Source organism: Marinobacter bohaiensis (assembly GCF_003258515.1).
GTDB lineage: Bacteria > Pseudomonadota > Gammaproteobacteria > Pseudomonadales > Oleiphilaceae > Marinobacter_A > Marinobacter_A bohaiensis.
Window position 1 is genome coordinate 2,100,243 of sequence record NZ_QGEH01000001.1, and the last position, 13,343, is coordinate 2,113,585.

The 13,343-nt window shown below is 67.7% G+C and carries 11 protein-coding genes and 1 pseudogene; 11 read left to right on the forward strand and 1 reads right to left on the reverse strand.

All coding sequences use genetic code 11. The annotated features are described in order from the left end of the window. Positions 1–8: 8 nt before the first annotated feature. From DKK67_RS09350 to cobJ, 11 genes and pseudogenes are all read left to right on the forward strand, one after another. A complete protein-coding gene (locus DKK67_RS09350) occupies positions 9–794 on the forward strand; it encodes a CbtA family protein (protein WP_111496091.1) in 786 nt (261 codons plus the stop codon). Beyond that, a pseudogene (locus DKK67_RS21805) lies at positions 775–1,773 on the forward strand (ATP-binding protein); the annotation flags it as partial. The gene DKK67_RS09350 and the pseudogene DKK67_RS21805, both read left to right, overlap by 20 nt. Continuing rightward, entirely contained in the window at positions 1,762–2,484 is a 723-nt protein-coding gene (locus DKK67_RS21810) for a vWA domain-containing protein (RefSeq protein ID WP_228160620.1), read from the forward strand. The pseudogene DKK67_RS21805 and the gene DKK67_RS21810, both read left to right, overlap by 12 nt. Beyond that, complete coding sequence (cobO, locus tag DKK67_RS09360) at positions 2,481–3,074, forward strand: cob(I)yrinic acid a,c-diamide adenosyltransferase (protein WP_111496093.1); 594 nt, start codon at positions 2,481–2,483, stop codon at positions 3,072–3,074. Before DKK67_RS21810 ends, cobO begins: the two co-directional genes overlap by 4 nt. Beyond that, positions 3,074–4,456, forward strand: coding sequence for a cobyrinate a,c-diamide synthase (locus DKK67_RS09365; protein ID WP_111496094.1), 1,383 nt, complete (start codon positions 3,074–3,076; stop codon positions 4,454–4,456). The genes cobO and DKK67_RS09365 overlap by 1 nt, the downstream gene beginning before the upstream one ends. After that, positions 4,444–5,547, forward strand: coding sequence for a cobalamin biosynthesis protein CobW (gene cobW, locus DKK67_RS09370; RefSeq protein WP_204355811.1), 1,104 nt, complete (start codon positions 4,444–4,446; stop codon positions 5,545–5,547). The genes DKK67_RS09365 and cobW overlap by 13 nt, the downstream gene beginning before the upstream one ends. Continuing rightward, the gene (gene cobN / locus DKK67_RS09375) at positions 5,547–9,398 is read left to right on the forward strand and encodes a cobaltochelatase subunit CobN (RefSeq protein WP_111496096.1); all 3,852 of its coding nucleotides are present in this window, start codon (positions 5,547–5,549) and stop codon (positions 9,396–9,398) included. The genes cobW and cobN overlap by 1 nt, the downstream gene beginning before the upstream one ends. Further along, complete coding sequence (locus tag DKK67_RS09380) at positions 9,388–10,539, forward strand: cobalamin biosynthesis protein CobG (RefSeq protein ID WP_111496097.1); 1,152 nt, start codon at positions 9,388–9,390, stop codon at positions 10,537–10,539. The genes cobN and DKK67_RS09380 overlap by 11 nt, the downstream gene beginning before the upstream one ends. Further along, complete coding sequence (locus DKK67_RS09385) at positions 10,523–11,152, forward strand: precorrin-8X methylmutase (RefSeq protein ID WP_111496098.1); 630 nt, start codon at positions 10,523–10,525, stop codon at positions 11,150–11,152. The genes DKK67_RS09380 and DKK67_RS09385 overlap by 17 nt, the downstream gene beginning before the upstream one ends. A 2-nt stretch (positions 11,153–11,154) precedes the next feature. Next, the gene (gene cobI, locus DKK67_RS09390) at positions 11,155–11,874 is read left to right on the forward strand and encodes a precorrin-2 C(20)-methyltransferase (RefSeq protein ID WP_228160556.1); all 720 of its coding nucleotides are present in this window, start codon (positions 11,155–11,157) and stop codon (positions 11,872–11,874) included. Beyond that, positions 11,871–12,620: a precorrin-3B C(17)-methyltransferase gene (gene cobJ / locus DKK67_RS09395; protein WP_111496100.1), complete on the forward strand. Its 750-nt coding sequence runs from the start codon at positions 11,871–11,873 to the stop codon at positions 12,618–12,620. The genes cobI and cobJ overlap by 4 nt, the downstream gene beginning before the upstream one ends. Here the strand turns inward: cobJ and DKK67_RS09400 are convergent. Beyond that, positions 12,596–13,342 (reverse strand): cobalt-precorrin-6A reductase, encoded by a 747-nt coding sequence (locus tag DKK67_RS09400; RefSeq protein ID WP_204355757.1) that lies wholly within the window; start codon positions 13,340–13,342, stop codon positions 12,596–12,598. The two genes, cobJ and DKK67_RS09400, sit on opposite strands and share 25 nt — an antisense overlap. Position 13,343 lies beyond the last annotated feature (1 nt).

Here is a 13,343-nt window from a genome sequence, read left to right on the forward strand (position 1 = left end):
GGAAATCCATGTTCCGCTCATTGATACTCAGCGCCTGCGCTATTGGCGTTGTCGCCGGTCTGGCCATGACCGCGTTTCAATCCTTTGGCGTCACACCGATCATTCTCGCGGCCGAACAGTACGAGGTCAGCGAACCGGCCGAGCCGGAAAGCGCCCATCCGCATGAGGCGGCCGGCCATACTCACGAGCACGGCCAAGCGGGCGGCCATCACCACCACGGCGGTGACGAGTGGGCCCCGGCCGACGGCTTCGAGCGCACATTCTACTCGGCGGTTTCCAACATCTGCGCCGGTATCGGTTTCGCCGCGCTGCTGCTGGTGGTCATGAATCAGCTGCGTGAACGCGGCCGCATGACGCCCAACGCCAGTCGCGGGCTCCTGCTGGGGGCGCTCGGCTTTGTCGCAGTGTTCATGGCGCCGTCGCTTGGGCTGCCGCCGGAAGTGCCGGGTGCCCGTGCCGCCGCCCTGGAATCGCGCCAGCTTTGGTGGGTTGCCACGGTACTGCTGACCGTCGCCGGGCTCGGTATCCTCTTCCTGGCCGGCGGCTGGCAGCGCATCCTGGGTGTGCCGCTGTTGCTGGTGACGCACTTTTTCGTGCCCACCCACGAGGGCCCGATGTTCTCGCATCCCGATCCGGACGCCGTCACAGCGTTGAACGAGCTCCACCATCAATTCATCTGGGCAACCGGCCTCTCCAATCTGGCGTTCTGGCTCCTGATTGGCGTGCTGTGCGCGGTTACCCTCAATTACCTGTCACGGACAGGTCGCATCCATCATGAACAAGTTCCTGCCTGAGTTTCCGTTCTCGGCCGTTGTCGGCCAGGACGATCTCAAGACAGCGTTGCTGCTGAACGCCATCAACCCACGGGTCGGTGGCGTTTTGATCAGCGGTCCCCGAGGCAGCGCCAAATCGACCCTGGCCCGGGCCCTGGCCGACATCCTGCCGCCATCGAGCGAAGGGGCTCGTCCGCCATTCGTGAACATGCCTCTGGGCACCAGCGAGGATCGCCTGATCGGCAGCCTCGACCTCAAACGCGTGCTGGCGGATCAGGACGTGGCTTTCGAACCGGGCTTGCTGGCCCGGGCGGACGGCGGCGTGCTGTACGTCGACGAAGTGAACCTGCTGCCGGATGCCCTGGTGGACCTGCTACTGGATGCGGCGGCACGCGGCATCAACGTGGTGGAGCGCGACGGCATCAGCCACAGCCATGCGGCCCGGTTCGCCCTGATCGGCACCATGAACCCGGACGAGGGCGAATTGCGCCCGCAACTGCTCGACCGATTCGGACTGTGCGTCGAGATGCAAGGCACCATCCCGGTGACCGACCGCATCGCCATCGTTCAGCAGCGCGAGGCGTTCGAGCGGGATCCGGACGCCTTCTGTGCCGAATTCCGGTCGCAGCAGGCCCAGCTCGGCGATCGCCTGGCCGCGGCCCAGGAGCGGTTGCCGTCCGTGTCGCTCGATCATGCCGCGTATGAGCACATCGCCCAGCGCTGCGAGGCGGCCGGCGTGGAAGGCCTGCGCGCGGATGTGACCTGGCATCGCGCCGCCGAGGCCCATGCCGCCTGGCGGGGTATGGATCGGGTGGAACGCGAGGATCTCGATGCGGTGGAACCCTGGGTCCTGGCGCACCGACGCACCACACCGCCGGACGAGCCGCCGACGCCACCGTCCGGCAATCGCTCGTCCGGCCCGGATACCGAAGGCGGACAGGGCAGTGCCGGTTCCGGCGAGAACCGGGGGCAGGGGCAGTGGGGCGCCATGCCGCCCCAGGCGCAGCAAACTGTTGCGACGGAGTGGGCCGCGCCAGAGATCCCGGGCGCACCGCGAGCGAAAGGGGCGACCTCAAGCCAGGCATCCCGCGACCACAGCGGCGAGCAGGCGGGGCAGCAACGCGCCCGTCGGGAAACAAGGCGCCCGGACTGGTTCGCCACCCTGGTTGCCAACCGAGGCCGCATGCCCTGGCACGATCTCAAGTTCCGCCGCGCCCGCACCGGTCAGCCGCGCCTGCACCTGGTGCTGCTCGACACATCGGCCTCCACGCTGGGCCGTGGCGCCCTGGGACGCGCCAAGGGCGTCGTCGAATCCCTGGCGCAGAAGGCCTACGCCGCGCGCGAGCAGGTGGCCGTGATGGGGTTCGGCAGTAACGGCGTAACCCCGATCCTGCCGCGTCGCCGCGCGCCCAAGCGGATGCTGGCGCAGCTGGATGCCACCGGTGGTGGTGGCGGTACGCCCATCCGCGAAGCCATTGCCCGGGCTGCCCGCCTGATCGGCCAATGGCAGCGCCGCGAGCCGGGTTTGCATATCCGCACCTACCTGATTACCGATGGGCGCACGCGCCAGCCGCTCGATGATCTCCCCACGCTGGGGGATTGCGTGGTGGTGGATACCGAACAGGCGGCCGTCAAACGCGGTCGCGGCGAACGCATTGCAGAACAACTGGGCGCGGTCTACCAGACGCTGCCCCTGATGGAGGCCTCATGACCGACAACACCCACGCCACACGCATGCAGAAAAAGAAGGACGTGGTGGACGGCCGCATCGCCAAGGCGACCGAAGAACGCGGCGTGCTGATCCTGCTCAAGGGCAATGGCAAGGGCAAAAGCAGCTCCGCCTTTGGCACGCTGGCCCGCTCCCTCGGCCACGGGCAGCAGGGCGCGGTCATCCAGTTCATCAAGGGCCGCCGCGAAACCGGTGAATACCTGTTTTTCCGCGACCACCCGAGGCTGGACTGGCACGTGATGGGCCATGGTTTCACCTGGGAAACCCAGGATCGCGAGCGCGACATTGAAGCCGCCCAGGCCGCCTGGAAAGTCGCCGAAGGTCTGCTGCAGGATCCGGCCTACCACATCATCGTCTTCGACGAGATGAGCTACATGCTGAAGTACGGCTATCTGGAGCCCGAGCCCATCGTCGAGGCCCTGCGCAACCGGCCGCGTCACCAGAGTGTGATCATCACCGGGCGCACCATGGCCCAGCCGCTACAGGACATCGCCGATACCATCAGCACCGTGCAGGACGAGCGCCATGCGTTCCGGCTCGGCGTGAAGGCCCAGGCCGGGATCGAATTCTGATGAGCCGACCGGAACCCCGCACCCAAGCTGCCTGCCCGGCGGTGTTTGTTGCCGCGCCGGCGTCCGGGCAGGGCAAGACCACCGTCACCTCGGCCCTGGCGCGGATGCTGCGCAACCAGGGCAAGGTGGTGCGCGTGTTCAAGACCGGCCCGGATTATCTGGATCCCCAGGTGCTGGCCCAGGCCTCCGGCCAGCCGGTGGAGCCGCTGGATCTGTGGATGGCCGGCGAGAACGACTGTCGCCAGCGCCTGTTCGAGGCGGCCTGTGAGGCGGACCTGATCCTGATCGAAGGGGCCATGGGCCTGTTCGATGGCGAACCGTCCAGCGCCGACCTGGCCGCCCGCTTCGGGGTGCCGATGGTCATTGTCATGGACGTGAAGGGCATGGCGCAGACCGCGGCGGCTCTGGTATCCGGTATCGCCGGTTTCCGCGACGACGTGACCATTGCCGGCCTGATCGCCAACGCCTGCGGTTCCCAGCGTCACCGGGAACTGATCGAGGCGGCGCTGCCCGAGGCCGTGCCGCTGCTGGCCGCTGTACCCCGCAACGCCGACATGGCGCTGCCGGAGCGCCACCTGGGGCTGGTCCAGGCCGACGAAATCCGCGACGACCTGGAAAACCGATTCGAGGCTGGCGCCCAGGCACTCATGGCCGAAGGCCTGGCAGACAAACTGCTGGCCCTGCCGCCGGTGACGTTCGAGGTTTGTCGGACCCCCGAGGCGGAACCGCCGCGCAGCCTGGAAGGGCAGGTCATCGGCGTGGCCCGGGATGCCGCCTTCAGTTTTATCTACGAGGCCAACCTCGACGTGCTGAAGCGTATGGGCGCAGACATCCGCTTTTTCTCACCGGTCCATGACTGCGAGCTGCCCGATTGCGACGCGCTCTGGCTGCCGGGCGGCTACCCGGAACTCTACGGCCCGCAGCTGTCGGCGAACGAACCCATGAAGGCGGCCATCCGGGCTTTCTTCGAGGCGGACAAGCCGATCCTCGCCGAGTGCGGCGGCCTGCTGTACTGCCTGGAAACGCTGACCGACTACGACGACGCCACCCACACCATGCTGGGCCTGCTGCCGGGTTCCGGCTGGATGCGCGGCCGCCGTGGCTGCCAGGGCATGCAAACCGCCGAGCTGCCGGAAGGCCCGGTGCGCGGCCACGCCCATCACCGCTCGGTATCCGAGGGTACGCCGGAGCCCATTGCCCACGGCCGGCGTCAGCGGCACCCGGCGCCGGGCGAGGCCATTTATCGCCAGCGCCGCCTGACCGCCACTTATCTGCATCTGTTTTTCCCGAACAATCCCGAGGCGATTGCCCGGCTGCTGGGTCCGGTCCGACCGGAGCCGAGCGAGGCGGCGCCCAACCTGGAGTCTGAATCATGCAACTGAACAAGATCCCCGCCACCGTCGTCACCGGTTTTCTCGGCAGCGGCAAGACCACGCTGCTGGCCAGCATCCTGCGCCAGGTCACCGGTAAGCGCATCGCCGTGATCGTCAACGAATTCGGTGAACAGGACATCGACTCCAACCTGCTGCGCAGCTGCGCCCTGGACTGCGAAGACGCCCAGCCCGTGGAAGGCGACGACAGCGGCATCTACGAGCTGGCCAACGGCTGCATTTGCTGCACCGTGGAGGAGGAATTCCTGCCGGTGATGAAGAAACTGGTCGAGCGCCGCGACGACATCGACCACATCCTGATCGAGACCAGTGGCCTGGCACTGCCCAAGCCGCTGGTGCAGGCCTTCAACTGGCCGGAAGTGCGTCAGCACTGCACGGTGGACGCGATCATCACGGTGGTCGATGGTCCTGCGGTCGCCGCCGGCCGTTACGCCAGCGACGAAGACAAAGTCGAGGCCCAGCGCCGCGCCGACGAGAATCTGGATCACGACCCCAGCCTGCGCGAGCTGCTGGACGACCAGCTGGGCGCTGCGGACCTGGTGCTGGTCAGCAAGACCGACCTGCTGGACGGCGCCGACCGGGAGCGCGTCGAAAGTCTGATCGCACAGCAAGTGCCGGAGGCGGTGAAGACCCTGTTCATCGACCAGGCCTCCCTGGCGCAGGACGCCGCCCAACTGGAAGCCCTGATGGGCATCGGTGCCGCCAGCGAGGCGTCCATCGACGAGATCGACAATCATCACGATCGCTACCATGCCGAAGGCGCCCACCACGATCACGCCCACGACCACTTCGACTCCTGCGTGATCACGCTCGGCGAGGTGAACCCCGAGGCCCTGGACACCGCGCTCCAGCAGATCCTGCGTGAGTATCCGATCTATCGCGCCAAGGGCTTCGCGGCCATCCCGGGTAAGCCGATGCGGCAGGTGGTGCAGGCGGTCGGCAAGCGCCTGGACAGCCATTTCGACCGGCTCTGGGCCCAGGATGAAACCCGTCAGACACAGCTGGTCATCATTGGCAAACACCTGGACCGGGATGCCCTGCAGCGCACCCTGGCCGGTGCCGAGAACGCCGCGACCGCCTGATGCACCTGTTCGCCGCCAAACCCGGAGGCTTTGTCGACGACGAGGGCATCGTCGATCTGGAGCAGAGCCCCGCGGACATCGTTATCCTCTCCGCCGCCGACAGCAGCCTGTCGGCGCTGGCGCAGGCGGTCGATCGCCTGGGCGACGGCTATCCGTCGGTGCGGTTGGCGAACTGGATGAACCTGGCCAAGCCGGCGGCCTACGACCTGTATGAAGACCGGGTGCTGGAACAGGCACGCGTGGTGGTGGTGTCGCTGCTCGGTGGCAGCGGCTACTGGCAGTATGGGTTTGAACGATTGCAGGCCTGGGCGGTGGCCCAGCCGGGGCGCCACCTGATCGTGGTGCCCGGTTGCGATGCGCCGGACGATGCCTTGCTGGAGGCATCCACCGTCGCTTTCGACGACGCCCACCGTATCTGGCGTTTTCTGCGTGAGGGCGGAGTCGATAACGCCGAGCAGTTACTGCGTTTCGTGGGCGCCCACTGTTTTGCTCTGGCGCTGGAATGGCGCGAACCGAGGGCCATTCCCCACGCGCTGCTCTACGCCCCGGGCGGCCAGGGCCAGGAAGCGACCCTCAGTGAATGGCGGGCACAGCATCGCGATCAGCGACCGGTCTGCCTGCTGGTGTTCTACCGGAGTCACCTGCAGGGCGCGAACACTCAGGTCATTGACGGCCTGATCCGGGCGCTGGCCGACGCGGGCCTGGACCCGTTGCCAGTTGCGGTGGCCTCGCTCAAGGAAGACACCTGTGTCGCCTTCGTCAATCACCTGATCGGGCAGACCGGCGCCGGCCTGGTGGTGAACACCACCGGCTTTTCCGTGAACCGCAGCCCGGACGACACCGACGCCCTGAGCAACCTTGACGCCGGCAGTTTGTTCGAGGGACGGCCCGTGGTGCTGCAGGCCATGCTCTCCAGCAGCACCGAGGAGGACTGGCTGGCGCAGAGCGGCGGCCTGCGCAGCCGCGACGTGGCGATGCAGGTGGTGCTGCCGGAAATGGACGGCCGCGTGATTACCCGGGCCATCGGCTTCAAGGCCGAGGCCCACTACAGCGATCGCTGCCAGATGTCGGTGGTACGTCATGTGCTGCACCCGGAACGCGCCCGGTTCGTGGCGGCGCTGGCGTATCGTTTCTGTCACCTGCGGCGGACGCCGAATGCCGACAAGCGCCTGGCGCTGGTGCTGGCCAATTACCCTAATCGCGACGGTCGCATCGGGAACGGCGTGGGGCTCGATACCCCCGCCTCGACGGTGCAGATCCTGCGCGCGCTGGCCTCCGCCGGTTATCCGGTCGACGGGATTCCCGACAACGGCGACGCGCTGATCGAGGCGCTCCAGGGCGCAGTCACCAACAACCGCGACGCCCTGGATCAGCGCCCCTGCTGGCAGAGCATTGGCATCGACGAGTACCTGGCCTGGTTCCGGACCTTGCCAGAGACCCTGCAAAGCTCGATCTGGCAACGCTGGGGCGCGCCCGAGTCCGATCCCAAATGCCGCCAGGGCCGACTGATGATTGCCGGCATCCGCCTGGGCGACACGTTTGTCGGTATTCAGCCGGAACGGGATTTTATCGACGACCTGACCCAGACCTATCACGACACCGACCTGGTGCCGCCGCACAGCTACCTGGCGTTCTATTGCTGGCTGCGCGAGCACTATCAGGTCGATGCGGTGATCCACGTCGGCAAGCACGGCAACCTGGAGTGGCTGCCGGGCAAGAGCACCGCGCTGTCCGCCGACTGCTGGCCGGATGTGGCGCTGGGGCCGATGCCGCATTTCTACCCGTTCATCGTCAATGATCCGGGCGAGGGCGCCCAGGCCAAACGCCGCTCCCAGGCGGTGATCATCGACCACCTGATGCCGCCGCTGGCGCGGGCTGAACTCTACGGCGCCATGGCTGAACTGGAAGGGCTGACCGACGAGTACTACCAGGCCCTGGGCATGGACCCGCGCCGGGAGGACCTGCTGCGCCGCGAGATCGTGGGGCACCTGCGGGCCACGGGCATCGACCGCGAGCTGGCGCAGGACATCGACACCCAGTGCGACGACGCCCTGCTCAACGAGCTGGACACCTACCTGTGCGACATCAAGGAAGCGCAGATCCGCCACGGCCTGCACGTTCTGGGCACGCTGCCCGGTCCCGACAAGCTGGCGGGTACGCTGCTGGCCATCCTGCGTCTGCCACGGGGCGAGACGCCCGCGTATCGCGGCTTCCTGCACAACCTGGTGGCGGATCTCGGGCTGTCGACGGGCGACAGTCCGTTCGATCCGCTGGCCGCCGACGCCTCGCCCTGGACGGGGCCGCGTCCTGACATCCTGGCGGATCTGGATGCGTCCCCGTGGCGCACCGGGGCCGATACCCGCGAACGCCTGGAATGGCTCGGGGAACGATTGATCGCCGATTACGTGCTGGAGCCCGGCCCGCTGGAGGCACTGGCCCGCGACCTGCCGGACACCGCCGAGCAATGCCGTTACGCTCGCGACACGGTCTGGCAGGCGATCCAGCGCAGTGCGGAACTGGAAATCCAGTCGCTGCTGGACGGCCTGTCCGGCGTTTTCGTGCCGCCGGGCCCGAGTGGCGCGCCCAGTCGCGGCCGGCTCGACACGCTGCCCACCGGGCGCAATTTCTTCACGGTCGACAATCGCTCGATCCCGTCACCGGCGGCCTGGCGGCTGGGTGAGAAGTCCGCCCAGGCGTTCGTCGAGCGCTACCTGCAGGACAACGGCGACTTTCCGCGCCGCCTGGGGCTGTCGATCTGGGGCACGGCCACCATGCGCACCGGCGGCGACGACATCGCCCAGGCCCTGGCGCTGATGGGCGTACGGCCGGTCTGGTCGCTGGGCTCCCAGCGGGTGATCGATGTGGAAGTGATCCCCACCATGCTGTTGCAGCGCCCCCGGGTGGACGTGACGCTGCGGGTGTCCGGTTTCTTCCGCGACGCCTTTCCCAACGTCATTCGCCTGTTCGACGCCGCCGTGCGCGCCGTGGCCGACTACGAGGAGCCGGGAGAGGACAACACTGTGCGCCGGGCCATACAGGACCGGCAAGTCGAACTCCAGGGCCAGGGCATGGCCCCGGACGAGGCGTTCCGCCAGGCCAGCTACCGCGTGTTCGGCAGCAGGCCGGGCGACTACGGCACCGGCCTCAACCGCCTGATCGACGGTCGTCAGTGGGACAGCGCCGACGATCTGGCCGAGGCCTACGTCAAGGCCGGCGCCTACGCCTACGGCCAGTCCGACGAAGCCGGCGTCGCCGCGCGGGACGCCTTCGAGCACCAGCTCGGTGGCTTGCAGGCGGTGATGCAGAACCAGGACAACCGCGAGCACGACATTCTCGACTCGAATACCTATTACGCTTTCCAGGGCGGCATGGCCAACGCCAGTCGCGCCCTGGGCGGCGAGGCGCCCGCGATCTACCACGCCGACCACGCCAACCCGGCGAACCCGCGCATCCGCACATTGAACGAAGAACTCAACCGGGTGATCCGTTCGCGGGTGCTCAATCCCAAGTGGATCAACGCCATGCGCGAACACGGCTACAAGGGTGCGTTCGAAATGGCGGCAACGGTGGATTACCTGTTCGCCTACGACGCCACCACCGATCTGGTGGCCGATTACCAGTATGCCCAGGTCACCGATGCGCTGGTGCTGGACCCGGACAACCAGCGCTTCCTGCGCGATCACAATGCATCGGCGCTGGAGGAAATGGCCGAACGGCTGCTGGAAGCCACGCAGCGTGGTTTGTGGCAAGAGCCGGGGGAGCACGCCGAGAGACTGCAGGATCTGCTGCTGGAAATCGACGAATCCAAGGAAGGTGCCACAGCACCGGAGGCCGCGGGTCATGGTGGCTGAGGCACGCATCAAGGGCTGGTGCCCGGGGGGCTGGCGGCCGATGGCGTCCGGCGATGGCCTGCTGGTGCGAGTGCGGCCCTTCCACGGCCGGCTGACCCGAGACCAGGCGTTGGCGCTGTGTGACGCGGCGGACACCTACGGCTCCGGCCAGATCCAGTTGACCAATCGCGCCAACCTGCAGCTGCGCGGCGTGTCCGAGTCGGACTGGCCGGCCTTGCTGGAGGCGCTGGCCGGGCATGAGCTGGTCGATCCGGATCAAGAGGCCGAGAGCCGCCGCAACCTGATCCTGGCGCCGGACTGGGAACCCGGCGACGACACGGATCGCGCCGGTGATGCGTTCATTGAACAGATGGCGAAGTTACCGGCGCTGCCCGATAAGGTAGGATTCGCGCTCGATGCGGGACCCGCCCCCATTCTGGCAGACACTTCGGCCGACTTTCGCCTGGAGCGTACGGCCGAAGGCGCACTGATGGTGCGGGCGGACGGTTACGCACGGGGCCTGCCAGTCCCGGACGTGACCGAAGCCGTCACACAGCTGATCGCGCTGGCCCAGTGGTTCGTGGACAGCGGTGGCGCGGCTGCGGGGCGCATGTGCCGTCATCGGGCGCCGTTGCCGGACTGGGCGCGCCCGACGGTCAGCCCGGCGCCGGCTCGAACGCCGCTGGCGCTGGGAGCGTATCCCGCTGGGCAGGTTTACGGACTGCCGTTTGGACGAACCCAGACCACTGAGCTGCGCGCAGCCCTGGCTCCGGCGTCGGTCACCGGCGTGCGGGTGACGCCCTGGCGCCGACTGCTGGTGGAAGGCGTCGAGCCGGGACTCATTCCGGGGCTGCTGAGCGATCACCGCGACCCGCGCCTGAGCGTGGACGCCTGCCCCGGCGCCCCGGCCTGCGAACAGGCCCACGTGGCCACTGAAGCGCTCGCGGAGCGCCTGAGCGGGCGTGTCCGGGGCAACCTGCACGTCTCCGGCTGCGACAAGGGCTGCGCCCGCCGCCAACCGGCGGAGGTCTGCCTGCGTGGGCGGGAAGGGCGCTTTGATGTGATTTTGAACGGTCGGGCCGACGGCGAACCCGCTGCGGTCGGCCTGAGCGAAGACGACGTTATTGAATATCTGGAGAACAGGAATGCCTCACGTCTATGAGACAGACGGCCCGGCCATCTACCGGGAGTCCTTTTCCATCATCCGGCGGGAGGCCGACCTGGAGCGGTTTTCGGAGGACGAAGAAACGGTGGCGGTGCGGATGATCCACGCCGCCGGCCTGGTGGAGCTCGCGCCCCACGTCCATTTCCGGGGCGACGCCGTCCAGCGTGCCCGGACCGCGCTGGAGCAGGGCGCGCCGATCCTGTGCGATGCTCGCATGGTGTCCGAGGGCATTACCCGCAAGCGTCTGCCGGCGGACAACGACGTTATCTGCACCCTGCACGATGAACGGGTGCCGGGGCTAGCCAGGGAGATGCAGAACACCCGGTCGGCGGCGGCGCTGGAACTATGGCGTTCGTACCTTGAAGGCGCTGTGGTGGCCATCGGTAATGCGCCGACCGCGCTGTTTCACCTGCTCAACATGCTGGAAGACCCGGACTGCCCGAGGCCGGCGGCGATCATCGGTTGCCCGGTGGGATTTGTGGGCGCTGCGGAGTCCAAGGAGGCCCTGTGGGAAAGCGACGTCGTACCCTGTTGCATCGTCCGTGGTCGCCTGGGCGGCAGCGCCGTCACCGTGGCTGCCATTAACGCCATCGCCAACCGAACGGAATGACCATGGGAACCATCTACGGCGTAGGATTGGGCCCGGGTGCCCAGGACCTGATGAGCGTGCGGTCGGATCGCCTGATCCGGCAGGCCTCCCATGTGGCGTATTTCCGCAAGAAGGGCCGCACCGGCCACGCGCGCAGCATCGTCGAGGGCATGCTGAGCGCCGACGCCGTCGAGCTGCCGATGGAATACCCGGTCACCACCGAGATTCCGTTCGACGACCCACGCTACAACGAGCTGTTGTCGAACTTCTACGAGGGCAGCGTCGCCCAGTTGATCGAAATTGCCCGGGCCGGACACGACGTGGTGGTCCTGTGCGAGGGCGACCCGTTTTTCTACGGCTCGTTCATGCACCTCTACACCCGTTTGCGGGACGTCGTACCGGTATCGGTGGTGCCCGGAATCACCGGCATGTCCGCCGCCTGGACCGCCACCGGGCAGCCGATCACCTGGGGCGATGACGTTTTGACCGTCGCCATGGGAACGCTGCCGGAGGACACCCTGGCCGAGCGCATCGCCCGGACCGACGCGCTGGTGGTGATGAAGATCGGTCGCAACCTGGCCAAGGTCCGGCGGGCGCTGGCCCAGGCGGGCCGCGAGGCGGACGCCTGGCTGATTGAGTACGCGGCCATGTCGAAGGAACGGGTGATCCCGTTCGCGGAGGCGGGCGACAGCGCGCCGTATTTCTCCATCCTGGTGATTCACGGCAACGGGAGACGGCCATGAGCGGTTCGCTGGTCATCGCCGGGCTGGGGCCAGGCGCCGAGGCGTTGGTGACGCCGGAAGTGTCGGCCGCGCTTGCCGAGGCCACGGATGTGGTCGGGTACGTGCCGTACGTGGAGCGTGTCGCGTCGCGCCCGGGGCTGGTGCGTCACGGTTCCGACAATCGTGAGGAAATCCGCCGCGCCGAACACGCCCTGCAGATGGCCACCGACGGTCACCGCGTGGTGGTGGTGTCGTCCGGCGACCCCGGCGTCTTTGCCATGGCCGCGGCCCTTTTCGAGGCGGTGGAGCAGGGCGATGCCGCCTGGCGCGACCTGGATATCCGGGTGCTGCCGGGGGTTTCCGCCATGCTGGCCGCCAGTGCCCGCGCCGGTGCGCCCCTGGGCCACGATTTTTGCTGCATCAACCTGTCGGACAACCTCAAGCCCTGGTCACTGATCGAAAAGCGGCTGCGCCTGGCCGCCGAAGCGGATTTCGCCATGGCGTTCTATAACCCGCGATCGAAATCGCGCCCGGAAGGCTTCGTGCGGACGCTGGAGATTCTGCGCCAGAGCTGCGAGCCGGAGCGACTGATCGTGTTCGCCCGGGCCGTCTCGACGCCGGACGAGCACATCCGGGTGACCACGCTCGCCGAGGCCACGCCGGAGATGGCGGACATGCGCACGTTGGTGATCGTGGGGTCCAGTCAGACCCGGCGGATCGAGCGCGACGGCGCGGCGCTGGTCTACACGCCGAGGTCGGTGTCGTGAGCCAGCCAGTCCAGCACGGCGTCGATACGGTGGGCTTCGCGGCGGGCCGGCAGCTCTGGGCGGTCGATCATCAGCACCGGGATACCGAGCTCGCGGGCAGCGACGATCTTGGAAGCCGCGCCGCTGCCACCGGCGTTCTTGCACACAACGCGCTCGATACGGTGATCACGCAGCAGCACCCGGTCATTTGCGACGGTGAACGGTCCGCGGTCCACGGTGACTGTGTGACGGGGCAGCGGCGGTTGCGCGTCCGGCTGGTCCACCAGTCGCAGCAGGTAATGGTGCTGGGGCTGACCGAGGAAAGCGTCGAGGTGCATACGGCCAATCGCCAGCATGACGCGTTGCGCCGGCCCGGCCAGGGCCTCGACGGCCGCCGGGATATCGGCCGCGTGCGCCCAGTTGTCACCGGGCTCCGGCGTCCAGGGCGGACGTGTGAGGGCGATCAGATGGACTCCACTGTCGCGAGCTGCCGCAACGGCGTTGAGGCTCATCTGCCGGGCGAAAGGATGGGTTGCGTCCACCAGGTGAGAAAAGCCACCCGCGCGCAGGTAGCGCGCCAGGCCGGCGGCACCGCCGATGCCGCCCACGCGGGTGGGGATCGGCTGTTCGCGGGGCGCGGCCACCCGGCCGGCGTAGCTGAATTCAGCAGGAATGGAACGCTCGGCAAGGGCACTCGCCAGGGCGCTGGCTTCGGTGGTGCCTCCCAGAATCAGGACTTTCATG